Here is a 24152-nt window from a genome sequence, read left to right as displayed (position 1 = left end):
CCCCCGGGGACGCCGTCTCATTTCAGTCCTCGCAGGACAAGCAACAAAAGCGTTCCCCGGAGGTCCCAGCCATGAACGAAGGTAGTGCTATCAGCTACCCCGACAAGAACCAACCCACCGACCCGACCGCCATGACCGCGGTCGAGCTGGTCTCGGCCTACGCGGCGGGCGCGCTGTCGCCCGTAGAGGCGACCGAGGCGATCCTGCGCGCGATCGCCGATCGCGACGGCGCGCTCAACGCCTTCTGTCTGGTCGATCCCGATCGCGCCCTGGTGCAGGCGAAGGACTCCGAGGCGCGCTGGCAGTCCGGTCATGCCAGAGGGCTGCTCGACGGCGTGCCGATCTCGATCAAGGACGTCTTCCTGACCGAGGGCTGGCCCACCCGGCGCGGCTCCACGTCCATCGACCCGGCGGGACCATGGCTGGTGGACAGTCCGGTGGCCGCGCGGCTGCGCGAGGACGGCATGGTCTTCCTCGGCAAGACCACCACCCCGGAGATCGCGTGGAAGGCGGTCACCGACAGTCCGCTGGCGGGTGTCACGCGGAATCCGGCCGACCCGTCCACCACCGCGGGCGGCTCCTCCGGCGGCAGCGCCGCGGCCGTCGCCGCGGGCATGGGCCCGGTGTCGGTGGGCACGGACGGCGGTGGCAGCGTGCGCATTCCGGCCGCCTTCTGCGGCATCGTCGGGTTCAAGCCCACCTACGGCCGGATTCCGCTGTTCCCGGCCAGCCCGTTCGGTCCGCTGGCGCATGCGGGACCGATGACGCGCACCGTTGAGGACGCGGCGCTGCTGATGGACATCCTGTCGCTGCCGGATCCGCGCGATCCCACCGCGCTGGCTCCCACGCTCACCGCCTTCCGCGCCGAAATGCAGCGCGACGTGCGGGGATTGCGCGTGGCGTACTCACCCGCGCTCGGCTACGCCACGGTCGACCCCGAGGTCGCCGCGATCGTGGAAGCGGCGGTGACCCGGCTGGCAGACGCCGAACTCCGGGTGAGCGCCGCCGATCCCGGATTCGCCGATCCCCGCGAGGCGTTCGAGCTGCTGTGGGCGGCCGGCGCGGCCACCATGCTGTCCGGGTACCCGGACGGTACGCGCGAACGGGTGGATCCGGGCCTGCGCGCGGTCTGGGAGCGCGGTGAAACCGTCACCGCCGTCGAGTATCTCGACGCGCGCAACGTCGCGGCCCAGATCGGTATCACCATGGGCGTCTTCCACAACGACTACGACATCCTGATCACTCCGACGGTGCCGATTCCCGCGTTCGAAGCGGGACACGACGTGCCACCGGGCAGCGGCCTGCGCAGCTGGCCCGAATGGACGCCGTTCACCTACCCGTTCAATATGACCCAGCAACCCGCGATCAGTATCCCGGCGGGCGCGACTCGCGCGGGTCTACCGGTCGGGTTGCAGATCATCGGCCCGCGCCACTCCGACGATCTGATCCTCGCGGTAGCCCGCTACGCCGAATTCGTGCTGGCTTCCTGAAAGCGAATGGCCCCGCGGAAGACCGCGGGGCCACTCGTCACCGTCGCTCAGGCGCGGGCGAAGGCGAGCGTCTCGCCCTGCACACCGTGCAGCCACAGCGTGTTGCAGGCCGCGGCCATCTCGGCGAGCCCCTCCTCGACGGTGGCGAACACATTGCCCGGCACCCACCCCAGGTCGCCGTTGATCAGCAGATTGTTGCGGCCGTAGAACAGCGCGAGATCGGTGGCCCCGCGCTCGTGCTCGGCCGCGGAACCGGGCTCGTAGCCGTAGGCCGGATTGCCGATCTCCCACGGCTCGAAATCGAACAGGCACACATCGCCGGGGATGGGCGTGACCGTCGGATTCTCCCGATGCGGGGCCGCGCCGATGCGCGGGAGCAGGGTGTACACCTCGTTGCGGGCGTACTTGGCGTGGAAGGCGTCGCCGTCCAGCGGCAGCGCGTTCCACACCGCGGCGCAGGTCTGCGGCGCTTCCTCGTCCAGCAAACGGGCGCGGCAGGTCACCGCGGCTTTGGTGAGCGTGATGGTGATGTAGCGGGCCATGCGGTCCTGCTTCCTGATCGGGCCCGCCGGGCGGGCACTGCGGACGGGTGGGGTGCGCGCTACAACTCGGCGAGCACCTCGGACCAGATCGCCAGAGCGTCCTCGATCTGAGTATCGGTCACGATCAGCGGCGGAATCATCCGCACCACGTTCATGTGCGCGCCGCAGGTCAACAGCAGCAGTCCCTTGTCCACCGCCGCGCGCTGGGCGGCCGCGGCGGTGGCCGTATCGGGCTCGCCGGTGGCCGTGGTGAACTCGGCGCCCACGAGCAGTCCGAGGCCGCGGACGTCGCCGATCGCCTTGGTGGCGCTCTCGCGCATACCGCGCAGCAGTTGCGCCCCTCGGGTGGCCGCGTTGTCCACAAGCCCTTCGGATTCGATCACGTCGAGCGTGGCGATCGCCGCCGCGCACGCCACCGCGTTGCCACCGTAGGTGCCGCCCTGCGAACCCGGCCACGCCCGCGCCATCAGTTCGCGCGGCGCCGCGATGCCGGACAGGGGAAAGCCGCTGGCCAGGCCCTTCGCGATGGTGATCACGTCGGGCCGGACGCCGAAGTGCTGATGCCCGAAGAACTTCCCGGTGCGGCCGAAACCGGTCTGGATCTCGTCGAAGACCAGCAGGATGCCGTGCCGGTCGGCGCGTTCGCGCAGCCCCTGGAAGAACTCGGTGTTGCCGGGGACGTAACCGCCCTCACCGAGCACCGGCTCCACGATGAACGCGGCGGTCTCGGCGGGCGAGGTGAGCGTGGCGAACAGGTAGTCGAGTTCGCGCAGCGCGAAGGCGGTGGCCTCCCGCTCGCTCCAGCCATAGCGGTAGGCGGTGGGGAAGGGCGCGACGTGCACGCCCGGCATGAGCGGGCTGAACCCGGCCGAGAAACGGGTGCCCGAGGTGGTCATGGTCGCGGCGGCCACGGTGCGGCCGTGGAAACCGCCGTGGAAGACGACGACGTTCGGCCGCCCGGTGGCCTGGCGCACCAGTCGCAGTGCGGCCTCGACCGCTTCACTGCCGGAGTTCGCGAAGAACAGCGTGTCCAGTCCTTCCGGAAGCACCGCGCCGAGCCGTTCGATCAGCTCCAGCAGCGGCCGATGCAGCACGGTCGTGTACTGGCCGTGGATCAGCGAGGCCACCTGTGCCTGCGCGGCGGCGACCACTTTCGGATGGCAGTGGCCGGTGCTGGTCACCCCGATGCCGGCGGTGAAGTCCAGGTAGCGGCGTCCGTCGGTGCCGTAGAGATAGCACCCCGCGCCGTGGTCGGCGGTCACCGGAGTGGCCTGTTTCAGGATGGGCGAGAGCTCGGTCATGGTGATTCGCCTCCGGATGCGGGCGGGATGGAGGGTCATTGTCTATTGTCGGATTGTCGACAATATGCATAACATGGCCGCACGGGTCGCAGCAATGGCCGGACGCTGCGCGCTGCCGAAAGGAGCCACCGACCATGCTCACCGAAAGCGCGCTGAGCGCGCCCGAACGCGCCGCGATCGACACGGTCCCGCGCGGCTTGTTCATCCAGGGGCAGTGGCGTGCGACGACCCGCACGCTGCCGGTCTTCGATCCGTCGACGGGTGAGCTGCTGTGCGAAGTAGCCGACGCGACCCCGGACGACGGTCGCGCGGCGCTGGACGCGGCGTGCGCGGCGCAGGCCGACTGGGCAGCCACCGCGCCGCGCGAGCGCAGCGATCTGCTGATGCGCGTGCATCGCGCGTTGCTGGCCGACACCGACCGGCTCGGGCTGATCGCGACCCTCGAAATGGGCAAGCCGCTGGCCGAGGCGCGCGGTGAGATCGCCTACGCCGCGGAGTTTTTCCGCTGGTTCGCCGAGGAAGCCGTCCGCCTGGACGGCGGGTACATGCCCGCGCCGACCGGCGGCTCGCGTTTTCTGGTGGCCCGGCAGCCGGTCGGTCCGAGCCTGCTCATCACGCCATGGAACTTTCCCGTCGCGATGGGCGCGCGCAAGATCGCGCCCGCGCTCGCCGCTGGCTGCACCTGCGTCGTGAAACCCGCGGAGCAAACGCCGCTTTCGATGCTGGCGCTGGCTCAGGTGCTGGCGGACGCCGGGTTGCCCGCCGGGGTGGTCAACGTCGTCACGACGGCGGATCCCGCCGCGGTGATGACTCCGCTGATCCTCGACGACCGCTCGCGCAAGCTGTCGTTCACGGGTTCGACGGCGGTCGGCAAGCAGTTGCTCGCGCAGTGCGCGCAGACGGTGATGCGCACCTCGATGGAACTGGGCGGCAACGCGCCGCTGCTGGTTTTCGACGACGCGGATCTCGACGAGGCGGTCGAGGGCGCGGTGGCGGCGAAGATGCGCAACATCGGCCAGGCGTGCACCGCCGCCAATCGGATTCTGGTGCAGCGCGGCGTCGCCGAGGTCTTCGCACGTAGGCTCGCCGAGCGGCTGGCAGCCCTGCCGATGGGCCGGGGCACCGAGCCGGATGTCGTGGTCGGCCCGCTGATCGATACCGAGGCCGTCGCCAAGGTGCAGCGCTTGGTCGACGACGCCCGCGCCCGTGGGGCCGGGGTGCTCACCGGAGGGGCGGCCTGGGACGGGCCGGGCACTTTCTATCCCGCGACCGTCCTGGTCGACGTCCCCGACGACGCCGAGTTGTGCCACACCGAGATCTTCGGACCGGTCGCCGCGATCGGCGTCTTCGACACCGAGGACGAAGCCGTGCGCCGGGCCAACGACACTCCCTACGGGCTGGTGAGCTACGTGTTCACCGAGAATCTCCGGCGCGGACTGCGGGTGTGCGAGGCGCTGGAAACCGGGATGGTCGGCCTCAACCAGGGCGTGGTGTCGAATCCGGCCGCGCCCTTCGGCGGCGTCAAGGAATCCGGGCTCGGACGCGAGGGCGGGCTGACCGGGATCGACGAATTCCTGGAGACCAAGTACATCGGAGTGCGACTGTGAAGGAGTGCCAGTGAGCGAGTACCGCATCGCCACCATCCCGGGTGACGGGATCGGAGTCGACGTCACCGCGGCGGCGGTAGGTGTGCTCGACGCCGTGCTGCCCGGCCTGGCATGGACCGAATTCGATTGGTCGTGCGAGAACTACCTGCGCACGGGCGCCATGATGCCGCCGGACGGCCCGCACCGGCTCGCGGGCTTCGACGCGATCCTGCTCGGCGCCGTCGGCTTTCCCGGTGTGCCCGACCATGTTTCGCTCTGGGGTCTGCTGATCCCGCTGCGCCGCGCCTTCGGCCAGTACGTCAACCTGCGCCCGGTGCGCCTGCTGCCCGGCACGGAATCGGCACTGCGCGGCCGGACCGCCGACGATCTGGACATCCTCATCGTGCGGGAGAACTCCGAGGGCGAGTACTCGCGGATCGGCGGCATCCACAACGAGGGCCGCCCCGACGAATTCGTGCTCCAGGAATCGGTGTTCACCCGCGCCGGATGCGAGCGGATCATCCGATACGCCTTCGAGCGGGCCGCCGAGCGATCCGGCCGATTGTGCTCGGCGACCAAGTCGAACGGGCTCATCCATTCGATGCCCTACTGGGACAGTGTGTTCGAACGCGTCGCGACCGAGTATCCCCAGGTGCGGACGCGGCAGATGCACGTCGACGCGCTGGCCGCCGAAATCGTGCTGCACCCGGACCGGCTGGACGTGATCGTGGGCTCGAACCTGTTCGGCGACATCCTCTCCGACCTCGCCGCCGCGGTGACCGGCGGGCTCGGCTTGGCGCCGTCAGGCAATGTCAACCCCGAGCGCACCGGCCCCTCGATGTTCGAGGCGGTGCACGGCAGCGCGCCCGACATCGCCGGTCAGGGCATCGCGAACCCCGTCGCGCAGGTCCTCGCGGGCGCGATGCTGCTGGATCATCTCGGCGAGTCCGCCGCGGCGGCCGCGGTCGACCGGGCGGTGTGCGACGTGCTCGCTGCGGGTGAGGTCCGCACCCCGGACCTCGGTGGCACCTCGACCACCGCGGAACTGGGCGACGCCATCGCCACTCGCGCCGCGGAGTTGGCCCGCTCCACCGCCGGGGCCGACCTCGGGTGACCTGATCGGGGAGAGGACGTTCGGGACCGCACCGCGACGGTGTGACCGATGCCCTGCGGCAGGCGGCGACTTCGCCTACCCAGCTGTGCCGGACCGACTGCGGAGCCGACCGGTCAGGCGGTGAGCCAGATGGCCTCGGCGGCGGGGCGCCCGAGGTCGGTCGGTGACTCGGTGGCGCCGATGCGGATGGCGATGGTGCCTGCGAAGTCGCGGCGTTCGACGACGGCGATGGCGGTATCCAGGGCGATGCCGACGGAGTCGAAGTAGCGCAGCATGTCGGGATCGGCGTCGGAGATGCGCGCGACCCGGCCGGATTCACCGGCATGGAAGTCGCTGAGCTGGCGCGCGGGCGGGGTGGGCACCGCGCCGTCCACCGAGGGGATCGGGTCGCCGTGCGGATCGCGATCGGGGTATCCGAGTTTGGCGTCGATCCGGGCCATCAGCAGCTCGGAGACCGCGTGCTCGAGCACCTCGGCTTCGTCGTGCACCTCGTCCCAGCCGTAGCCGAGCTCGTTCACCAGGAAGGTCTCGATGAGCCGATGCCTGCGCACCATCGCGACGGCGGCTCGGCGGCCCTCCGGGGTGAGGGCGATCGCGCCGTAGCGGGCGTGCTCGACCAACCCCTGGTCGGCGAGCTTGCGGACGGCTTCGGACACGGTCGAGGCCGATACGCCGATCCGTTCGGCGAGCAACTTGGTGGTCACCTTCTCCTGTGACCACTCCTGCGCGGTCCAGATGACCTTCAGGTAGTCCTGGGCGACCGACGAGAGCACAGGCGCGATGGTCGCGGTACCGCCGTGCGCATCGCCCGGCGCCGGGGCGTCGGCCAACTCGCGTCGAGTGGCGATATCTCGTTTACCTGGCACATACCCGAGCTTAGGCACTGGCGAGCCGATACACACATCCTCGACCTGTCGTCGGCCGATCGACAGCGAATCGCTATTCGCCGTTCACCCGCCCGGAAGAGAGCGGATCGGCGCCGTGCCGGGTGGTCATACCGTTCTCGACAGATCCAGCGCGTTCCGGTGATCGGCCACGCCATCGAATCGGCGACCGGCCAACCGGGCGGTCGCCGGCGCGCCGACCGGCTCGCCGGACAACTCGTAGAACGTCGCCGTGGCACGTCCGGTGAACTCGTCGCCGGTCACGTCGAGTTCGAAGGCGACGATCCCTTTGCGTACTACGGCGGGGTCGGTGCGATCGACGGTGAACTCCAAGAAGGCGCCGGTGACCCGGTTGCCCGCACCGTGCCAGGTGCCCATGCCGTTGCTGTCGCTCGTGGCGCGATTGCCGTGGTCGGGATTCGATTGCAGCATCGTGCCGCCAGGGTGGAACTGCATCACGTGGTAGCCGAACGGAGCGCCGTCGGCGTGCACCTCCCAGGTGCCGAGCACCGGATGCCGCTCGCTCATGCCGTGTCCCTTTCGGCATGAGCGGGGCCCTGCGTGGTCACGCCGCGCTGCCGCCTCCGGGGCTGACCACTCATGCCGCGTCCCCGCAGACGGCCGCAAGCGCGGCGATGCCGCGATCGATGTCGTCGCGCGGCACGTTCGCGAAACTCAGCCGCATGGTGTTGCGGTGCTCGGTGACGTCGTCGGCGTAGAAGGCGCTGCCGGGCAGGAACGCGACTCCGTGCCGCAGTGCCCGCGCCAGCAGCGCGTCGGCATCGAAACCCGGCGGCCCCTCGACCCATAGGAACATCCCGCCCTCCGGCTCGACCCACCGGAACCCGGCCGGGAAATGCCGCTCGAGCGCGACCGTCAACGCGTCCAACTTGGCCGAACAGGCGTCGACGACATGAGCGAGGTGCGCGGCCCCGTCCTGACTGCCCAGAAATTCGGCCGCAATCGCCTGGCAGTACGTCGAGGTCTGCATGTCGATGCCCTGCTTCAACGCGAGCACCGTCCGCAGCAGATCCGGGGGCATAACGGTGATCCCGACGCGGATCGCGGGAGCGAAAGTTTTCGACAGCGACGTGATGTACACCGAGTTGTCCGGCGCGAAAGACGACAACGCGGGCGGTGCCACACCGCGATAGCGCAGGTCGGTGTAGACGTCGTCTTCGATGACCAGCGTGCCGTGGCGGACGACGATCTCGGCGATTCGTTCGCGCCGATCGGCGGGCATCGTCCGGCCGGTCGGATTCTGGAAAGTCGGCAGTAGGTAGACGAACGCCGCGTCGTATCGAGCCAGGGCTTCTTCGAGCGCTTCCGGAACGATGCCGAATTCGTCGGACGGCACCGCGACGACGGTCGCTGCGTGGCTGCGGAATTCCTTGACCGCAGGGCCGTAAGTGGGGGTTTCGACCAGAACCACGTCCTGCGGGTCGAGCAGCGCCAAACACACGTTGTGCAATGCGCCGGAGCCGCCGGTCGAGATATGCAGGCGATCGAGCGTGCAATGAATATCGCGGCCGTGCAGAAGGTTTCGGGCTTCGTCCAACAGCGGAGCGAATCCCTGGGTCATGCCGTATTGGAGGACGGCGCTGCCGTATCTGCCGATGACCGTTTGCGCCAGCGTCGCCACGAGCTCGCTCGGCAGCAGAGCGGGGTCGGGCGCTCCGACGGCGAAGGACACCACGTCGGGGCGGCCTGCCAGTGCCGCGAAGATATCGTCGATGGGACCGCTGGTCACCTCGGCCGCGCCGCGGCTGCGTTTGCCGACGGCCATGTCAGGCGCCGCCCGGCCCACGCCGCCGCAGGCGGGCAACGGCTTCGGGCACGTGGGCGTCGTATTCCGGCGTCAGCACCACATCGTCGTTGAACAGGGAATCGGTCCGCATTTCCACCGCGACCACATCCTCGGCATCGTCGAGGTTCACCGCCACGTGCACGACGCCGTCGGGGATGTAGATGAACTCACCCGGACCGTGGAAATAAGGCGTCAGTTCCGGGCCGATCAAGGTGGCCGCTCGCCCGCGCAGGCAGACGACGACGATCTCACTGTGCGCGTGATAATGCGCTTTCGACATCGCCCCCGGGGCCATGTTGACCATGCCCGCCGAAATGCCGGTGGCGCCACAGGTTTCCGTGGTGATGCAAGGAATGAGGCGTTGTCGTTGCCGTCCGATTGTTTCGGCCGAATCGGACGGTTTGATCACACGCACGTGCTTGACTGCGCTTTTCATGGCTACTCCGGGGCATTCCGTCACCGACGAACTGCACGCTAGACCATTCCCGCTGCTGGTGAGACGAGCTTGCCGGCCCGTGGAAACCCGGGGTATATCGGCGCTTTCGGGAATCCGTCCGATTAGTTTCCGGTGCGCGAAGACTTCCGCGGCGATGTCGTCGACCCCGACGTAGCGGCCCCGCGGCGCGCCGTCGTGCGACGGCCACGGCGACCTGCCGGTTATCCCACCGCCGCGGTCACAGCACGCGTCGTGCCGTGGTTCGGATGATCCGATCGGTTCGCGGCATATCCGGCCGCGCGGCGCACGACCTGCGCGCGCACGCGGCGCCCCGGCGCGGTTCGCGCTTCCACGTCGGCTCACGGCAGCGCAACCGTTGTGTGAGATCAGCACGCCCGAATACTGTTCGCTACCTGATTTGCGTAGGCTGCGCACTGTGCAGAGATGGCGAAGTCTCGACGAGGTGCCCGCGGACTGGGGGCGCTGTGTCCTCACGATCGGTGTGTTCGACGGTGTGCACCGCGGCCACGCGCAGCTGATCAGCCGGGCCGTGAAGTCCGCCGCCGCGCGCGGCGTGCCCGCGGTGCTGATGACGTTCGATCCGCACCCGATGGAAGTGGTCCGCCCCGGCTCGCACCCCGCGCAATTGACCACCCTGACCCGCCGCGCCGAACTGGCCGAGGAGCTGGGTGTCGACGTGTTCTGCGTCATGCCCTTCACGCAGGAGTTCATGAAGCTGACTCCGGCGAGTTACGTCCACGACCTGCTGGTGGAGCGGCTGCACGTGGTGGAGGTGGTGGTCGGCGACAACTTCACCTTCGGCAAGAAGGCCGCGGGCACGGTCGAGACCATGCGCGAGCTCGGCAAGCGATTCGGCTTCGAGGTCGACGGCGTGACGCTGCTCGCCGAACACGCCGTGACCTTCTCCTCGACCTACATCCGCTCGTGCGTCGACGCGGGGGACATGGCGGCCGCCGCCGAGGCGCTCGGGCGTCCGCACCGGGTGGAGGGCGTCGTCGTACACGGTGACGGCCGCGGCAAGCAACTCGGCTTTCCGACCGCCAACGTCGCGCCGCCGATGCACGCCGCCATTCCCGCCGACGGCGTGTACGCCGGGTGGTTCACCGTGCTCGGCCCCGGGCCCGCCATCGGCACCGTCACCCCGGGCGAGCGGGCCATGGCCGCCGTCTCGGTGGGCACCAACCCGACCTTCTCCGGACGCGCCCGCACGGTGGAGGCGTACGTGCTCGACGGCGAGGCCGATCTCTACGGTCAGCACGTCGCGGTGGACTTCGTCGAGCACATCCGGGGCCAGCGCAAATTCGACTCGGTGGACGAGCTCATCGAGTGCATGGGCCGCGACGTGGAGACCGCGCGCAAAATCCTCACCGCCGTCGACGCACGCTGAGCGTCAGGACTTCATGAGCTCGAGCAGATCGCTGTAGCGGCGGGTCCCGTGCTCGATCAGCGCGGGCGAGCGTCGTTGCCCGGATGGGACTCGGTCGGCCCGCGATTTCGGCGGGAAGATCCCGGTCCGGTAGGGTGGTCCCTCGGGTTTGCTGCGGTCCGCGGTGGCGCCCGCACCCGGGTAACCGGACATTCGAGCGCGGAACTGAGAAACAGGAGTGGATGCCCCATGGCACTGACCACCGAGCAGAAGTCGGCGATTCTCGCCGAGTACGGCCTGCACGAGAAGGACACCGGTTCCCCGGAGGCGCAGATCGCTCTGCTGTCCAAGCGCATCGCCGACATCACCGAGCACCTGAAGAAGCACAAGCACGACCACCACACCCGCCACGGCCTGATGGCGCTGATCGGTCGTCGCAAGCGGCTGTCGAAGTACCTGGCGGACAACGACATCAACCGCTACCGATCGCTGATCGAGCGGCTCGGGCTCAGGCGCTGATTTCCAGCGCCTGCGGGCGCTGGGTGTTCGCGGCCCCTTCATGGCTCGCCTCCGGGCGGCCACCGCTGGCGACTTCGTCGCGGACGCGGCGGCCACTCGGACGCGAGCCGGGCCGCGAACGGCGGATGCTCGGTCTCGCTTCGCTCGGAAGACATGGTCGAGGTGAGCTGAGCGCGTGGGGCGGTGAAGGCGGGTATGGATGTATGCCTGACGTGACTGGGTCGCGTTGTCCCGCTGAGTATTCGCTCCAGCGGGGCCGCATTGTTCAGCATGTTGTTCGCCGTCGGGCGAACCCTCGTCGGTGGGTAGATCCTGCCCTGGACGTTCGGGTCGCTGTGAACTGTCACTCGTAGCGTTTTCGCCGTTTTTCCACGGCGGTGCACATCTACGCGATCTCGACGGCGATTTCGTCGTGGACTGTGGTTCACGTCCGACTCGGCGTGGATCGGGTGGTCCCGGCGCGTGCCGTGTCCGGGGTGTTCGCGGACGTCGCGGTTCAAAAGTGACATGCGCGGTTTCCGAACACGTCCACCGGCGTCCGGTGCGCCGATGGACGGAGTGGTAGGCGGCTGCTCGACACGGGGTGTCCGAGGCGGTCGCTGGTTCGGCCAATGGGGAGACGTACAATCGCACCGTTGGCTATATGTGTATAGGGGTGCGTATCGCCCCCGTCGCACGACAACATTGCACAGCCGTATGCACCCGTCGCGTGGCGTCGGTCTTCGGTAGTGGCCTATCGGCAGCGAGCTGGCGCCGTCGGGCTTCGATCGATGACCGCCTCCGCGTCGCCGTGTCCAAGGGGATTCGGCCGGGTGTGCGCGCCGCAGCCAGGAGGGTTGCCGCGCGTCCGTACCCGGTACGGCTGACGACAGCCGGATCGCGCCAGCGTGCGCTGGAGCCGGCGAAGACGAGAGGTTGAGAGAGAAGAATGACCGAAACAACTGAACGCAAGAGCTCGGCCGTCGAGGTCGAGCCGGGCGTGTTCGAATCCGTAGCGCTGATCGACAACGGCAGCTACGGCACCCGCACCATCCGGTTCGAGACCGGACGCCTCGCCAGGCAGGCCGCCGGTTCGGTCGTCGCCTACCTGGACGACGAGACCATGCTGCTGTCGGCCACCACCGCGGGCAAACAGCCCAAGGACCAGTTCGACTTCTTCCCGCTGACGGTCGACGTCGAGGAGCGGATGTACGCCGCGGGCCGCATCCCCGGGTCGTTCTTCCGCCGTGAGGGCCGCCCCTCCACCGACGCGATCCTGACCTGCCGCCTGATCGACCGTCCGCTGCGTCCGTCGTTCGTCGACGGCCTGCGCAACGAGATCCAGGTCGTGGTCACCGTGCTGAGCCTGGACCCCAAGGACCTCTACGACGTGGTGGCCATCAACGCCGCGTCCGCGTCCACCCAGATCGCGGGCCTGCCGTTCTCCGGCCCGGTCGGCGGCGTGCGCGTCGCGCTGATCGAGGGCCAGTGGGTGGCCTTCCCGACCACCGAGCAGCTCGAGGGCGCGGTATTCGACATGGTCGTCGCGGGCCGCGTGGTCGAGTCCGGTGACGTCGCGATCATGATGGTCGAGGCGGAGGCGACCGAGAACGTCATCGCGCTGGTCGATGGCGGTGCGCAGGCACCGACCGAGACCGTCGTCGCCGAGGGGCTCGAGGCCGCCAAGCCGTTCATCGCCCGCCTCTGCCGCGCGCAGCAGGACCTGGCCGAACTGGCCGCCAAGCCCACCGAGGAGTTCCCGCTCTTCCCGCCGTACGGCCAGGACGTGTACGAGGCCGTCGAGGGCACCGCGAAGCGTGAGCTGGGCGAGGCGCTGAGCATCTCCGACAAGCAGGAGCGCGAGGCGAAGATCGACGAGATCAAGCTCGCCGTGCTCAACCGCCTGGCCGACGACTACGCCGGGCGGGAGAAGGAGCTGGGCGCGGCGTTCCGCGCCGTCACCAAGAAGCTGGTCCGCCAGCGGATCCTGTCCGACGGCTTCCGCATCGACGGCCGCGGGCTGGCCGATATCCGCGCGCTGTCCGCCGAGGTCGCTGTGGTGCCCCGGGCGCACGGCTCGGCGCTGTTCGAGCGTGGCGAGACCCAGATCCTGGGCGTCACCACGCTGGACATGGTGAAGATGGCCCAGCAGGTCGACTCGCTCGGCCCGGAGACCAGCAAGCGCTACATGCACCACTACAACTTCCCGCCGTTCTCCACCGGCGAGACCGGCCGGGTGGGTTCGCCCAAGCGCCGCGAGATCGGCCACGGCGCGCTGGCCGAGCGGGCGCTCATTCCCGTGCTGCCCAGCCAGGAGGAGTTCCCTTACGCCATCCGTCAGGTGTCGGAGGCGCTGGGATCCAACGGCTCCACCTCGATGGGCTCGGTGTGCGCCTCCACCCTGTCGCTGCTCAACGCCGGTGTGCCGCTGAAGGCTCAGGTCGCCGGCATCGCGATGGGTCTGGTGTCGGACACCATCACCAACGACCAGGGCGAGGAAGAGGTCCGCTACGTCGCGCTGACCGACATCCTCGGCGCCGAGGACGCCTTCGGCGACATGGACTTCAAGGTCGCGGGCACCCGCCAGTTCGTCACCGCGTTGCAGCTGGACACCAAGCTGGACGGCATCCCGTCGCAGGTGCTGGCCGGCGCGCTGAGCCAGGCCCACGACGCGCGCACCACGATCCTGGACGTGATGGCCGAGGCCATCACCACCCCGGACGAGATGAGCCCCTACGCGCCGCGCGTCACCGCGATCAAGATCCCGGTCGACAAGATCGGCGAGGTGATCGGCCCCAAGGGCAAGGTGATCAACCAGATCACCGAGGACACCGGCGCCAACATCTCCATCGAGGACGACGGCACCGTGTTCGTCGGCGCGACCGACGGCCCGTCCGCGCAGGCCGCGATCGACGCCATCAACGCCATCGCCAACCCGCAGCTGCCGAAGGTCGGCGAGCGATTCCTGGGCACGGTCGTCAAGACCACCGCCTTCGGCGCGTTCGTCTCGCTGCTGCCGGGCCGCGACGGTCTGGTGCACATCTCCAAGCTGGGCAACGGCAAGCGCGTGGCGAAGGTCGAGGACGTGGTGAACGTCGGCGACAAGCTGCGGGTGGAGATCGCCGACATCGACAACCGCGGCAAGATCTCGCTCGTGCCGGTCGAGGAGAACGCCGAGGAGACCGGCGACGACGCGGCCGATGCGGGTTCGGCCGGGACCGAGTAGTACTTGTCTCTGTGACGAAGAAGAAGACGACAACCCCTCTGCTCAGCACCGGGCAGGGGGGTTCGTCACTCGAGTTGCGGGCGGACTCGGACAGCGGCGTGCGGCGTACCGTACTGCCCGGCGGATTGCGGGTGGTGACCGAGCATCTGCCCGGGGTGCGCTCGGCGTCCGTGGGTGTTTGGGTCGGTGTCGGGTCGCGGGACGAGGGCCCGACCGTCGCGGGAGCTGCCCACTTCCTGGAGCACCTGCTGTTCAAGGCGACGCCGACGCGGTCGGCCCTGGACATCGCCGAGGCGATGGACGCGGTCGGCGGCGAGCTGAACGCGTTCACCGCGAAGGAGCAGACCTGCTACTACGCGCATGTCCTGGACGACGACCTGCCCTTGGCGGTCGACATGGTCTCCGACGTGGTGCTCAACGGCTTGTGCCGGGCGTCGGACGTTGACGTGGAGCGGCAGGTGGTGCTCGAGGAGATCGCCATGCGCGACGACGACCCCGAAGACCTGGTCGGCGACTCCTTCTTGGCGGCGTTGTTCGGCGATCATCCGATCGGGCGTCCGGTGATCGGCTCGATCGAATCCATCGAGGGGATGCGGGCCGCGCAGCTGCGGTCGTTCCACCTGCGGCGTTACCGGCCGGACCGGATGGTGGTCGCGGTCGCGGGCAACGTGGAGCACGACCACACCGTGGAATTGGTGCATCGTGCCTTCGAGAACCGGCTCGACCCGGCGGCGGCGCCCGCCCCGCGACGCGAGGGCCGGTTCCGCCCACACGGCGACCCGCAGTTGCACTGGAGCCATCGCGACAGCGAGCAGGCTCATCTGGCGTTCGGCGTGCGCGCCTTCGGGCGGCACGAAGGGGACCGGCGCTGGCCGCTGTCGGTGTTGAACACCGTGGTCGGCGGCGGGTTGAGTTCCCGTCTGTTCCAGCGCATCCGGGAGGAGCGCGGACTGGCCTATTCGGTGTATTCCAGCGTGGACACCTTCGCCGACACCGGAGCGTTCTCGGTCTACATCGGCTGCCAGCCGGAGAACCTCGGTCAGGTGGCGGCACTGGCTCGCGGCGTTCTGGAGGAAGTCGCCGCCGACGGCATCAGCGACGCCGAGTGCGCCCGCGCCAAGGGCTCGTTGCGCGGCGGGCTGGTGCTCGGTCTGGAGGATTCGGCCTCGCGTATGAACCGGTTGGGGCGCAGCGAACTCAGCTACGGCAACCACCGCACCGTGTCGGAGACCTTGGCCCGCATCGACGCCGTCACGACCGAGGAAGTGTCGGCCGTCGCGCGGACCCTGCTGGCGCGGCCGTTCGCCGCGTCGGTCGCCGGACCGTACAAGCGCACCCGTGATCTGCCCGCTGCCGTCCGGCGGCTGGTGCCGAGCTGATCCGCACGCGGGCGCGGGGTTGCGGCTTGGCGGAGCATCCCCTGCCGCGATACTGTTTCGGCCGCCCGGCCGTCGGTTCTTCGCCGGAGGGCGCTGAACTCGATTGTCCGGGTGTCGGATCCGGCGATCTCTGGCAAGGAGTCGAGATGAACCGAACAAGTCGTGCCCTTCGCGTGCTCGGCGCGGTTTCGCTGCCCGTCGTCGTGCTGGCCGGGTGCGGCGGAACGGACGCGGACGCGGGCAAGCCGGGTGAGCCGACCGAGGCCGCACTGCGCACGGAAGCCACGAAGATGACCGAGGCGCTGGCGAGTCACGACTACGCCGCCGCGTACCGATTCCGTTCCGCGCGTTGCAGGCTCACGCTCAACGAGGACGACTACGTGGCGTCCATGGCGCAGTTGTACGACGGCAGGGACCTGAAGTCGAAGCCGTCGGAGATCACCGTCAGCACGTCCGGATCGACCGGGACGGTCACGGTCAAGAATTTCGACGCCCGCGCAGCCCAGGACGATTCGAAGCCGAAGACCTGGACATTCGTCGACGGGCAGTGGCGCTTCGACAACTGCTGACCGCGGACCCGCTCGGCCGGGTCATTCCGGGCGGGCGCGGTTGGCGGCCGCCACGATCGTCGGCACCAGTCCGGGCAGAGCGGACTCGAGGTCGTCGGTGCGCAGACGCTGGCAGGTCTGGCCGTCGATGACCAGGCGCTCGATCACGCCCGCGTCGCGCAGGATCTTGAAGTGGTGGGTGGCGGTCGACTTGTTGATCACCTCGTAGAGCGCGCCGCAGCGGACCGCCGTTCCCGCGTTGCTGAGCCGGCGCACCATTTCCAGGCGCACCGGGTCCTGCAGCGCGCTGAGCACCGCGGGCAGCGTGGCCACCGGGGGCGCCTGCTGGTCCGCGTCTCGGACATCGACCATGATCTGGCTCACTCTCGGGTTTGATGATCGTCGTACCGGATGTATCGTCGACTGCTGTTCGATAATCATCAAACCTACCTGATCGGAGTTCCGATGGCAGCGACGATGGCGGTGGCCGTCGACGAGCAGACCTCACAGCGCTGGGCTTACGCCCTGGTGCTGGCGGCCAGCGGCGTGGCGCTGGGGGTTTCGGGCGTTCCCGCGCCGCTCTACGGCATCTATCAGAAACAGTGGCATCTCTCGCCGCTCACCACGACCATCGTGTTCGCGGTCTACGCGGTGGCCGCCCTGGGCGCGGTGCTGGTATCCGGGCGGATCTCCGATGTGGTCGGCCGGAAACCGGTGCTGCTCGGCGCATTCGCCACGATGGTCGCCGGATTGCTGGTATTCGTGCTCGCCGACAGCGTGCCCATGCTGCTGCTGGCCCGTGCGCTGCACGGCGTCGCGGTCGGTTCGACCGTGGTCGCGGGCGCGGCCGCGCTGCTGGATCTGCGTCCGCACCGCGGCGCGCGGTCCGGGCAACTCAGCGGTGTCGCGTTCAACGTGGGAATGGCGGTGGCGATCCTGGGCTCGGCGCTGCTGGCCCAGTACGCGCCGCATCCCTTGCGGACGCCGTACGTCGTGATCACCGTCGTCTGCCTCGCGATCGGCGTCGGCGTGCTCGCGCTGCGCGAACCGCATTCGGCCCGGGTGGCCGGGCGCATCCGGATCGCGAAACCCGCCGTGCCGCCGGAGATTCGGGCCGACTTCTGGTTCTCGGCCATCGGCGTGATGGCGGCCTGGTCGGTGCTGGGCGTGCTGCTGTCGCTGTACCCCTCGCTGGCCACGCAGCAGACCGGCATCCACAACTTGGTCTTCGGCGGCGCGGTCGTCGCCTCGACCGCCCTCTCCGGCGCCACCGCGCAATTGTTCGCGACCGGCGTGCCCGCTCGGCGGGCCGCGATCCTCGGCGACACCGGCATGGCGCTGGCGCTGGCGCTGACGGTGCCCGCGCTGGCCACACACAACTGGGTGGTGGTGCTCGCCGCGGGCGTCGCGCTGGGCGCGACCTTCGGCCTCGGTTTCGGCGGATCGCTGCGCCACCTGTCAGATGTCGTGCCGCAACACAAGCGCGGCGAGACCATGTCGGCGTACTACTTGCTCGCCTATTCGGCCATGGCGCTGCCCACCATCGTGGCCGGTTGGGCGGCAACCACCTGGGGTCTGAGCACCGTGTTCCCGTGGTTCGTCGGTGTCGTCGCCGTCGCCTGCCTGATCGCGGCCGGTCTCGGCCTGCGCCGCGACCGGTCCGGGGTCGTACGGGCATAGCGGCGATTGGCTTTTTGCCACGAGTGTCCGCTAATGTTCTGTGTCGCATCACGGTCACCGCGATGCGAATGCGGATGTAGCGCAGCTGGTAGCGCATCACCTTGCCAAGGTGAGGGTCGCGGGTTCGAATCCCGTCATCCGCTCCACGAAATCACCCGGCCGCTCCGCCGGGTTCACGCGATCACATCCACTCGATGGTCACTCGTCATCCTCCCAGTGGACCTGCTGTGCGGTGGCTCGGTACCGGCCAAGCGGCGTGAAGCGTGTATCAGAATGTTTCGGCACGGTCGGTCCGGGCATGTCCGCACGTGCGGGCTTCGCCGTGAGGCCCGGATCGGTAACTGCGCGTTCCATCCAATCGTCCTCGGCGAACGGAGACAGCAGTGCAGATCGCCACGGTGTCCGAGCACGCGGGCCCGGCGGCCGGATCCGGTGTCGGCGGCCGTGGCGGGAGTGCCGCCGAAGCCCGGCACCTGTCGGCCGACTCGGCCGGGCCTTCCCAGTCGGAGCGGCCGTGATGGCAGCGGGCGACCCGCTCGTCGTGATCGGCGACGTGCTGCTCGACATCGATGTCGAGGGCCGCGCCGACCGATGCAGCCCGGATACGGCCGCTCCCGTCGTCGACGTCGCGCACCGGACGTTCCGCCCCGGTGGCGCGGGATTGGCGGCCCGGCTCGCCGCGGCGCAGGAGCGCGAAGTCGTGCTGATCGCGGGCTTCGCGGCAGATGAGGCGGCTGCCCGGCTGCGCGGGCTGCTGGACTCGCACGTGCGGGTCATCGCCCTCCCGCAGCGCGGTTCGACGGTCTGCAAGCAGCGAGTGCGGGCGATCGGCCCCTGCGCCGCCCCGAACGGGCACGCCCGTGCCAGACAGTCCCGGCGGCCCAACCTGATCACCAGAATCGACTCCGGGGCCGGACGGGTCCGCGCCGACGTGCTCCCCGAAGAGGCGGTCGCCGTGCTGGCGGCGGCGCGCGCGGTCCTGGTCTCGGACTACGGTGGCGGCGCCGCGGCCCACCCGAAGATCCGTGGGCTGCTGCGCGCCCACGCCGACCACGTTCCGATCGTCTGGGACCCCCATCCCCGCGGACCCGTACCGATCCCGGGCGCGGCCCTGGTCACCCCGAATCACGCGGAAGCGCTCACCCTGCTGTCCGGGCGGCTCGACGACGGACCGGACCTGTGGAGGCTCGCCAAAGGGTGGGCTGTCGGGGCGATCGCGGTGACCCTCGGAACGGAAGGGGCCCTGGTCTGCCTGCGCGCGTCGGGCAAACGCCTGCGCATCCCGCTTCCGTCCGTGGCCAGGGCACCGGATGGCACCGACACCTGCGGTGCGGGGGACAGCTTCGCCGTTGCCGCGGCAGCCCGCCTGGCCGAGGGGCGTGGACCGGAGAGCGCGGTGCGCCGTGCGGTGCTCGCGGCAGCCGAGTTCGTCGGGTCGGGCGCCGCCGCCGCGTTCTCGGAGACGGAAACAGCCACGGTTTCCGAAGCCTCCGTCACCTGGGACCGGCTTTGGACCTGATCCGGCTTCGAAACCCTTGTGTGCCAGGCGATCACCCCGAAGTCCGGAAACCTGATCCTGCCTCGCTTCTCCGGCGGTAACCGAGCCTCCTCGTGCCCGAGCCCGACGCGGATGACATACTGGGGTTGCAGGTCACCGGCTGCCGTCACGATGTGTGCGCGCGCCGGCCGTTGAGTCAACAGCGGATTCTCGGCCGAGCGCGCCCGTGTCCGCGCGATCCCGTCGAAGGGATGGCGGCGGTGCCGTGGCGTCGCGGCCGCAAGCCCCTGTACCTCGGAGAGGCATTGCATTCATGACTCAACACGTGCAACCCCACATGTCCGACGTGCTCGCAGATAGCTCCATACCGCCGGACCAGCCCGCGGTGGGAAGCTTCCGGTTCTGGTTCGCCACCCGTCGCTGGGAATGGTCGGCCGAGGTGTATCGCATGCACGGGTACCGGCCCGGTGAGATCGAGCCCACCACGGAGTTGTTGCTGGCGCACAAGCACCCGGACGACCGCACGCACGTCGCCGAGATCATCGAGCGCGCCATCGATCGCGGGGAGACCTTCTCGAGCAGGCACCGGTTCATCGACCTGTCCGGTCAGGAACACACCGTGCTCGTCGTCGCCGACCGGATCCTGGACGACACCGGCACCGCCGTCGGCACCTCCGGTTTCTACGTCGACCTCTCCGACACCATCGCCGAAGCGCACCAAGCCATACTCGCCGCGACCCTGCCCGGACTCTACGAGAATCGCGCGGTGATCGAGCAGGCCAAAGGGGTGCTCATGCGCATCTATCAGATCAGCGCAGATCAGGCGTTCCAAGTGCTGCGCTGGCGTTCTCAGGAGACCAACACCAAATTGCGAGCGCTCGCCCAGCAACTGATCGCCGAACTTCCGCTCGTCCCGCCGCCACCTGCGGACCTGGTCGCCGCGTTCGACCACATCCTGCTCACCGTCCATCACCGGATACCGCCCGACTGATCGTGCGAGAGGCGGCCCCCGGCGGTCGGGCGTTTCGTTTTTCGGACCGATGTTCCGTGCTACTTCGTCTATCGCGCTGACATGCACCGTCGATGGCTGTCAGGCTGGAGCATGCGGTCTCGTGCCGACACCGGCCGCGGGAGGTGCGCATGACCTGTCAGTACGGCGTGAAAGGCATCCGGACCGCGAACGGTCTGCTCGTGGTGACGTACGGTGAGCTGGACGCGGCGAACGCCGACGAGTGCTTCACCGCGATCATCGATGTCGTCGAAAACTACTGCGACACAACCCCGAATCCCACTTCGGTCGTGATCGACCTCTGTGGTCTGCGTTTCCTTTCCTGCGCGGGCGTCGGTATGGTGCTGCGGCTGGCGAGATGGGGTGCGCGAGCGGGCATCTCGGTCGGCATGACCGTGCCCGCCGACGGCCCCGTGCGGCGCGTCGTGGACGTCCTCGCACTGGGACGGAGCGTGCCGGTCGTCGCGTGCCCGGCGCCCGCGGTACACGGCGGCGCCCACGACCCGCGCGAGTGCCGTGCGTCCGGAGTTCCGCTCCGGCGGCGTCCGGCGCTGACGCGTGGTCCCGAGAACGCAGATCCACGCTGTCGGCCGTCCGATTTACGAACAAGACCGCCCACGAGCGCTTGAGGCAGCCGCCGGGCGGTACCCCGCGGTCATCGCCTCGTTCACCAGCCGGTGAGCGCGTCGATAGCTGCAAAACGGGAATCGAGGAAGCTCATGTCATTGGCGACCACGAACCACAGGACCGCCACACCCCGCCGGACGCGGCGCGGAACCGACAGCTACGACGGCATCGAACCGTGGCTGGAGAAATTGTCCGCGATGGACGAGAACGATCCCGAACGCCCAGGATTGCGGGAAGCGATTCTGCGACGGTGCCTGCCGCTCGCCGAGCACATCGCCCGTCGCTTCGTCGGTCGTGGCGAGAACTACGACGATCTGTACCAGATCGCGGCTGTAGGGCTGGTGCTCGCGGTCGATCGGTTCGACCCGGCGCGGGGACCGTCGTTCCTGTCGTTCGCGGTTCCGACGATCATGGGCGAGGTGCGCCGCCATTTCCGCGACCACAGCTGGGCGGTCCGGGTGCCACGCCGGATCAAGGAGATCCAGTTGACCATCGGCCCCGCCGTGGAGCGGCTCTCCCAGCGCCTGGAACGGATGCCGACCGCTCTGGAGATCGCCGTGGAGTTGAATCTCGACCTGACGGAAGTCACGCAAGCGCTGCTGGCGGGCAACGCCTATTCCACGAACTCGATCGACGCCGTCGTCGAGGACGACGAGACCGGCAGCACGTCGGTCCGGGTAGCCGAGACCTTCGGCGAGGAGGATCCGTCCTACGAGCTGACCGACGAGGCCCTGGCGATCGCTCCGCTGCTCGCCGAACTGCCCGAGCGAGAGCGGTGCGTGCTGCACATGCGCTTTTTCGAATCGCGCACGCAAGCGCAGATCGCCGCGGTGCTCGGCGTCTCGCAGATGCACATCTCCCGCGTTCTGGCACGGACGCTCGCCGAGCTGCGCGAGCGCGCCATGCGGGACTGACCGAGGTCATCCGGACTCGTCGCGGGCCGAATGCCCCCGCGTCACGCGCTGAGGGTCGTGAGCGGGGACCGGCCGTACGCGCCGCGGTAGGCGGTCGCGAATCGTCCCGGGTGAGCGAAGCCCCATGTCGCGGCGATGGAGGTCACAGTGTGTCCCTCGTCGGGCGAGAAGTCGCGCAGTTGTTCGTGCGCGCCGCGCAAGCGAAGCCGCCGCAGATACGCCATGGGCGTGGTGTCCAGATGGCGGCGGAACGCCAGTTGCAGCGCACGTGCGCTGACATAGGAGGCGGCGGCGACGTCGGTCACGCTGATGTCGTCGCACACGTGTGCCTCGAGGTACGCCACTGCGCGCCGCACGGTGTCGGGATGGGCGTCGTTGCGGTCACTCGCCGTCGGATCCTGGTGTGCGGTGCTCGGCAGAGCGTGCAGCACGGTGGCGGCCAGATACTGCACGGCGGTGGACGCGATCAGCGGTGCCTTGCTGGCCACAGGATCCGCGGCGAGACCGCGCATATGCGCGAGTACGTCGGACAGGTGTTTCCCTGCGGCCGCGGAGATCGGGCGATGGCCCGTCAGGCGCACCGGCTCCAGGTCGTGCCCCGGGATCGAGGCTGCCACCCGGGTCAGCAGCGCGGGATCGAACATCGTGATGCGGTAGCTGGCGTGGTGGATCACCCCGGAATATGGCAGGTCCGGTGGGGTGAGCAGTCCGAGCTCGCCGGGCTGGAAGAAGTCGGTGCCGTCGGCATAGTTCTCTTCGATCGACCCCGAGTCCACCTCGCACAGGCATATCTTGCCCAGCGGCTGAGCGTCGTATTTCATGTCGAAGCTCAGGTCGAGATCATCCAGGCTCACCGGACCGAGCATTTTCCGGGTGATGTCCGTGCGCACCGCCACACCCGTGCTGTTGCCGATCCGCATCCTGGTGTAGTTGGAATTGAGGAATTCCTCTGTGTCGCCCAAACTGTCGCTGTGGAAGGCCAATGACTCCATTGCTGCGACACTCCTGCTGTTTCGAATACGGCATCCCGCCCAGCACGTCGTACAGGTTTGTCGAGCTACTCTGCTTCGACGTACGGACTGGTCACAACCGTGGTCGATTCAGGCAGGTAGGCACGCGCGGTTGGTACCAACAAAGTGCGACGAGGCTCCGATCCCGCACGCACCAAGATGAGGTGAATACCCGCTCCGGCTGCGTTTCAACCGTCGGGCGACTCCCACTCTACCCGCCGCGCGGCGATCGCACCGGGCACCTGGGACGGGATGCGCGCGTGGCGTGGGCATCGACGTGTTTCGTCCGCACCTCAGCGGCCACCCTCACCACGAGGGGCGCGGTGGCGTCCTTCTACAACGCCGTCCCGAGAGACGAGGAGGTCCTATGGTTTCGAAGGACACGATCGCGCAATTGCGCCAGGACATCACCACCGCCTCGGACGCGGGCGACGAGGCGAATGCCGAGCGCCTGCGCCGCGAGCTCGCCGAAGCGATCCGGGAAGCCGACAAGAGCGGCGACACCGAGCAGCGGTGACGGATCGGCGGACGCGCAGGCCGGCTGCTGTCGGCCTGCGCGCCGATCATCCCGCGCTCTCCCGGTTCTCGAGTCCCACGGCATCGGTGAGTTCGCGGCGGTGACGCAGGAGTTCGGGGTGCTCGGAACTCAGCTCGCGCATCAGATCGGCCAGCCCGTCGGCGATGGCGTTGAGCTTCTGCTGGATGGCGGCGTCGGAGCGGCTCTGGGTGTTCTGCAGCAACGCGACGAGCAGGAACGTGATGATCGTCGTCGCGGTGTTGATGACCAGTTGCCAGGTGTCGACGCTCGGCAGGAGGAAGATCGTCGGCGCCCATACCAGGACCAGGATCACACAGAAGACGAAGAATCCCGCTTTGGAGGCCAATGCGCTGGCCGCTGTCGCGAAGCGGTCGAACACCGACAGCTTCCCCTTGATGTCCGACGGCATGGTCGCGGGCTTTCCGGCGAATGGGTTTTCAGTGCGCTGAGCCATGCGAATCCTCTCGAAAATGCCGATCCAGACGGGCTTCGGCTTACCTCGGCCAGCCGGGTTCAAACGCCTTGTGCGGTGTGGCTGCGTCACCGATGCGCCGGCGCTTCTGCGCGAAACCCCTGCGGTTGTTGCTGATAGCACTACCTTCGTTCATGGCTGGGACCTCCGGGGAACGCTTTTGTTGCTTGTCCTGCGAGGACTGAAATGAGACGGCGTCCCCGGGG

At 68.8% G+C, this 24152-nt stretch carries 25 protein-coding genes and 1 tRNA gene; 16 read left to right on the top strand and 10 right to left on the bottom strand.

What is annotated here, in order from left to right:
- Positions 1 to 71: 71 nt before the first annotated feature.
- Positions 72 to 1490: an amidase gene (locus ACWEO7_RS33675; RefSeq protein ID WP_452429272.1), complete on the top strand. Its 1419-nt coding sequence runs from the start codon at positions 72 to 74 to the stop codon at positions 1488 to 1490.
- Positions 1491 to 1537: 47 nt separating this feature from the next.
- Here the strand turns inward: ACWEO7_RS33675 and ACWEO7_RS33670 are convergent, their stop codons facing one another.
- Positions 1538 to 2032: a DUF3830 family protein gene (locus tag ACWEO7_RS33670; protein ID WP_452429271.1), complete on the bottom strand. Its 495-nt coding sequence runs from the start codon at positions 2030 to 2032 to the stop codon at positions 1538 to 1540.
- A gap of 59 nt (positions 2033 to 2091) precedes the next feature.
- A complete protein-coding gene (locus ACWEO7_RS33665) occupies positions 2092 to 3333 on the bottom strand; it encodes an aspartate aminotransferase family protein (RefSeq protein WP_452429269.1) in 1242 nt (413 codons plus the stop codon).
- 134 nt (positions 3334 to 3467) lie between these two features.
- Between ACWEO7_RS33665 and ACWEO7_RS33660 the strand changes: the two genes are divergently transcribed.
- Positions 3468 to 4940 carry an NAD-dependent succinate-semialdehyde dehydrogenase gene (locus tag ACWEO7_RS33660; RefSeq protein WP_379251357.1) on the top strand — a complete coding sequence of 491 codons (1473 nt, stop codon included), beginning with the start codon at positions 3468 to 3470 and terminating at the stop codon, positions 4938 to 4940.
- A 10-nt stretch (positions 4941 to 4950) separates the two neighbouring features.
- Positions 4951 to 6033 carry a tartrate dehydrogenase gene (locus ACWEO7_RS33655; RefSeq protein WP_452429267.1) on the top strand — a complete coding sequence of 361 codons (1083 nt, stop codon included), beginning with the start codon at positions 4951 to 4953 and terminating at the stop codon, positions 6031 to 6033.
- A gap of 113 nt (positions 6034 to 6146) precedes the next feature.
- Here ACWEO7_RS33655 and ACWEO7_RS33650 read toward each other — a convergent pair whose 3' ends face one another.
- From ACWEO7_RS33650 to ACWEO7_RS33635, 4 genes are all read right to left on the bottom strand, one after another.
- Positions 6147 to 6815 (bottom strand): metal-dependent transcriptional regulator, encoded by a 669-nt coding sequence (locus ACWEO7_RS33650; RefSeq protein WP_355071001.1) that lies wholly within the window; start codon positions 6813 to 6815, stop codon positions 6147 to 6149.
- Positions 6816 to 7025: 210 nt separating this feature from the next.
- On the bottom strand, positions 7026 to 7445 hold the full coding sequence (locus tag ACWEO7_RS33645; RefSeq protein ID WP_452429266.1) for a hypothetical protein: 420 nt from the start codon (positions 7443 to 7445) through the stop codon (positions 7026 to 7028).
- 70 nt (positions 7446 to 7515) lie between these two features.
- On the bottom strand, positions 7516 to 8703 hold the full coding sequence (locus ACWEO7_RS33640; RefSeq protein ID WP_452429264.1) for an aminotransferase-like domain-containing protein: 1188 nt from the start codon (positions 8701 to 8703) through the stop codon (positions 7516 to 7518).
- A gap of 1 nt (position 8704) precedes the next feature.
- The gene (locus tag ACWEO7_RS33635) at positions 8705 to 9184 is read right to left on the bottom strand and encodes a cupin domain-containing protein (protein WP_452429263.1); all 480 of its coding nucleotides are present in this window, start codon (positions 9182 to 9184) and stop codon (positions 8705 to 8707) included.
- 412 nt (positions 9185 to 9596) lie between these two features.
- On the opposite strand from ACWEO7_RS33635, the gene ACWEO7_RS33630 reads away from it, so the two are divergent.
- Entirely contained in the window at positions 9597 to 10568 is a 972-nt protein-coding gene (locus tag ACWEO7_RS33630) for a bifunctional riboflavin kinase/FAD synthetase (RefSeq protein ID WP_452429261.1), read from the top strand.
- A 3-nt stretch (positions 10569 to 10571) separates the two neighbouring features.
- On the opposite strand, the gene ACWEO7_RS33625 is transcribed toward ACWEO7_RS33630, so the two are convergent.
- Complete coding sequence (locus ACWEO7_RS33625; protein ID WP_452429260.1) at positions 10572 to 10760, bottom strand: hypothetical protein; 189 nt, start codon at positions 10758 to 10760, stop codon at positions 10572 to 10574.
- Positions 10761 to 10796: 36 nt separating this feature from the next.
- On the opposite strand from ACWEO7_RS33625, the gene rpsO reads away from it, so the two are divergent.
- The 4 genes from rpsO (at position 10797) to ACWEO7_RS33605 (ending at position 16219) form a co-directional block, all read left to right on the top strand.
- The gene (gene rpsO, locus ACWEO7_RS33620) at positions 10797 to 11066 is read left to right on the top strand and encodes a 30S ribosomal protein S15 (RefSeq protein WP_450024868.1); all 270 of its coding nucleotides are present in this window, start codon (positions 10797 to 10799) and stop codon (positions 11064 to 11066) included.
- A gap of 928 nt (positions 11067 to 11994) precedes the next feature.
- Positions 11995 to 14271, top strand: coding sequence for a polyribonucleotide nucleotidyltransferase (locus ACWEO7_RS33615; protein WP_452429259.1), 2277 nt, complete (start codon positions 11995 to 11997; stop codon positions 14269 to 14271).
- A 38-nt stretch (positions 14272 to 14309) separates the two neighbouring features.
- Positions 14310 to 15650, top strand: a complete 1341-nt coding sequence (locus ACWEO7_RS33610) for a M16 family metallopeptidase (RefSeq protein ID WP_452429273.1) — start codon at positions 14310 to 14312, stop codon at positions 15648 to 15650.
- A gap of 146 nt (positions 15651 to 15796) precedes the next feature.
- On the top strand, positions 15797 to 16219 hold the full coding sequence (locus ACWEO7_RS33605) for a hypothetical protein (protein WP_452429257.1): 423 nt from the start codon (positions 15797 to 15799) through the stop codon (positions 16217 to 16219).
- Between the two features lie 21 nt (positions 16220 to 16240).
- Here ACWEO7_RS33605 and ACWEO7_RS33600 read toward each other — a convergent pair whose 3' ends face one another.
- Complete coding sequence (locus ACWEO7_RS33600) at positions 16241 to 16570, bottom strand: ArsR/SmtB family transcription factor (RefSeq protein ID WP_355070134.1); 330 nt, start codon at positions 16568 to 16570, stop codon at positions 16241 to 16243.
- Positions 16571 to 16663: 93 nt separating this feature from the next.
- Between ACWEO7_RS33600 and ACWEO7_RS33595 the strand changes: the two genes are divergently transcribed.
- The 7 genes from ACWEO7_RS33595 to ACWEO7_RS33565 all read left to right on the top strand — a co-directional run bounded on the left by ACWEO7_RS33595 (position 16664) and on the right by ACWEO7_RS33565 (position 21926).
- On the top strand, positions 16664 to 17878 hold the full coding sequence (locus ACWEO7_RS33595; RefSeq protein WP_452429255.1) for an MFS transporter: 1215 nt from the start codon (positions 16664 to 16666) through the stop codon (positions 17876 to 17878).
- A gap of 70 nt (positions 17879 to 17948) precedes the next feature.
- Positions 17949 to 18024, top strand: a tRNA-Gly gene (locus ACWEO7_RS33590).
- A gap of 237 nt (positions 18025 to 18261) precedes the next feature.
- Positions 18262 to 18396 carry a hypothetical protein gene (locus ACWEO7_RS33585; RefSeq protein WP_452429254.1) on the top strand — a complete coding sequence of 45 codons (135 nt, stop codon included), beginning with the start codon at positions 18262 to 18264 and terminating at the stop codon, positions 18394 to 18396.
- The gene (locus ACWEO7_RS33580; RefSeq protein WP_452429252.1) at positions 18396 to 19397 is read left to right on the top strand and encodes a PfkB family carbohydrate kinase; all 1002 of its coding nucleotides are present in this window, start codon (positions 18396 to 18398) and stop codon (positions 19395 to 19397) included. Before ACWEO7_RS33585 ends, ACWEO7_RS33580 begins: the two co-directional genes overlap by 1 nt.
- A 292-nt stretch (positions 19398 to 19689) precedes the next feature.
- Positions 19690 to 20367, top strand: a complete 678-nt coding sequence (locus ACWEO7_RS33575; protein ID WP_452429250.1) for a PAS and ANTAR domain-containing protein — start codon at positions 19690 to 19692, stop codon at positions 20365 to 20367.
- Positions 20368 to 20516: 149 nt separating this feature from the next.
- Positions 20517 to 21014, top strand: a complete 498-nt coding sequence (locus ACWEO7_RS33570) for an STAS domain-containing protein (protein WP_452429248.1) — start codon at positions 20517 to 20519, stop codon at positions 21012 to 21014.
- A gap of 90 nt (positions 21015 to 21104) precedes the next feature.
- Positions 21105 to 21926 carry an RNA polymerase sigma factor SigF gene (locus ACWEO7_RS33565; protein WP_452429246.1) on the top strand — a complete coding sequence of 274 codons (822 nt, stop codon included), beginning with the start codon at positions 21105 to 21107 and terminating at the stop codon, positions 21924 to 21926.
- A 41-nt stretch (positions 21927 to 21967) separates the two neighbouring features.
- Here ACWEO7_RS33565 and ACWEO7_RS33560 read toward each other — a convergent pair whose 3' ends face one another.
- Positions 21968 to 22918 (bottom strand): helix-turn-helix transcriptional regulator, encoded by a 951-nt coding sequence (locus tag ACWEO7_RS33560; protein WP_452429244.1) that lies wholly within the window; start codon positions 22916 to 22918, stop codon positions 21968 to 21970.
- Positions 22919 to 23303: 385 nt separating this feature from the next.
- Here ACWEO7_RS33560 and ACWEO7_RS33555 point away from each other — a divergent pair, with 385 nt between their 5' ends.
- Positions 23304 to 23453, top strand: a complete 150-nt coding sequence (locus ACWEO7_RS33555; protein WP_452429242.1) for a hypothetical protein — start codon at positions 23304 to 23306, stop codon at positions 23451 to 23453.
- 46 nt (positions 23454 to 23499) lie between these two features.
- On the opposite strand, the gene ACWEO7_RS33550 is transcribed toward ACWEO7_RS33555, so the two are convergent.
- Positions 23500 to 23928, bottom strand: coding sequence for a low affinity iron permease family protein (locus ACWEO7_RS33550; protein WP_452429240.1), 429 nt, complete (start codon positions 23926 to 23928; stop codon positions 23500 to 23502).
- Positions 23929 to 24152: the final 224 nt, after the last annotated feature.

This window comes from Nocardia sp. NPDC004260, from assembly GCF_053603155.1.
This window is presented reverse-complemented; position numbering and strand designations above follow the sequence as displayed.

Coding starts and splice junctions, on each gene's coding strand:
- ACWEO7_RS33675 (WP_452429272.1), top strand. CDS start 72: ATGAACGAAGGTAGTGCTATCAGCTACCCCGACAAGAACCAACCCACC.
- ACWEO7_RS33670 (WP_452429271.1), bottom strand. CDS start 2,032: ATGGCCCGCTACATCACCATCACGCTCACCAAAGCCGCGGTGACCTGC.
- ACWEO7_RS33665 (WP_452429269.1), bottom strand. CDS start 3,333: ATGACCGAGCTCTCGCCCATCCTGAAACAGGCCACTCCGGTGACCGCC.
- ACWEO7_RS33660 (WP_379251357.1), top strand. CDS start 3,468: ATGCTCACCGAAAGCGCGCTGAGCGCGCCCGAACGCGCCGCGATCGAC.
- ACWEO7_RS33645 (WP_452429266.1), bottom strand. CDS start 7,445: ATGAGCGAGCGGCATCCGGTGCTCGGCACCTGGGAGGTGCACGCCGAC.
- ACWEO7_RS33640 (WP_452429264.1), bottom strand. CDS start 8,703: ATGGCCGTCGGCAAACGCAGCCGCGGCGCGGCCGAGGTGACCAGCGGT.
- ACWEO7_RS33625 (WP_452429260.1), bottom strand. CDS start 10,760: ATGTCCGGTTACCCGGGTGCGGGCGCCACCGCGGACCGCAGCAAACCC.
- rpsO (WP_450024868.1), top strand. CDS start 10,797: ATGGCACTGACCACCGAGCAGAAGTCGGCGATTCTCGCCGAGTACGGC.
- ACWEO7_RS33615 (WP_452429259.1), top strand. CDS start 11,995: ATGACCGAAACAACTGAACGCAAGAGCTCGGCCGTCGAGGTCGAGCCG.
- ACWEO7_RS33605 (WP_452429257.1), top strand. CDS start 15,797: ATGAACCGAACAAGTCGTGCCCTTCGCGTGCTCGGCGCGGTTTCGCTG.
- ACWEO7_RS33600 (WP_355070134.1), bottom strand. CDS start 16,570: ATGGTCGATGTCCGAGACGCGGACCAGCAGGCGCCCCCGGTGGCCACG.
- ACWEO7_RS33595 (WP_452429255.1), top strand. CDS start 16,664: ATGGCAGCGACGATGGCGGTGGCCGTCGACGAGCAGACCTCACAGCGC.
- ACWEO7_RS33580 (WP_452429252.1), top strand. CDS start 18,396: ATGGCAGCGGGCGACCCGCTCGTCGTGATCGGCGACGTGCTGCTCGAC.
- ACWEO7_RS33575 (WP_452429250.1), top strand. CDS start 19,690: ATGACTCAACACGTGCAACCCCACATGTCCGACGTGCTCGCAGATAGC.
- ACWEO7_RS33570 (WP_452429248.1), top strand. CDS start 20,517: ATGACCTGTCAGTACGGCGTGAAAGGCATCCGGACCGCGAACGGTCTG.
- ACWEO7_RS33565 (WP_452429246.1), top strand. CDS start 21,105: ATGTCATTGGCGACCACGAACCACAGGACCGCCACACCCCGCCGGACG.
- ACWEO7_RS33560 (WP_452429244.1), bottom strand. CDS start 22,918: ATGGAGTCATTGGCCTTCCACAGCGACAGTTTGGGCGACACAGAGGAA.
- ACWEO7_RS33555 (WP_452429242.1), top strand. CDS start 23,304: ATGGTTTCGAAGGACACGATCGCGCAATTGCGCCAGGACATCACCACC.
- ACWEO7_RS33550 (WP_452429240.1), bottom strand. CDS start 23,928: ATGGCTCAGCGCACTGAAAACCCATTCGCCGGAAAGCCCGCGACCATG.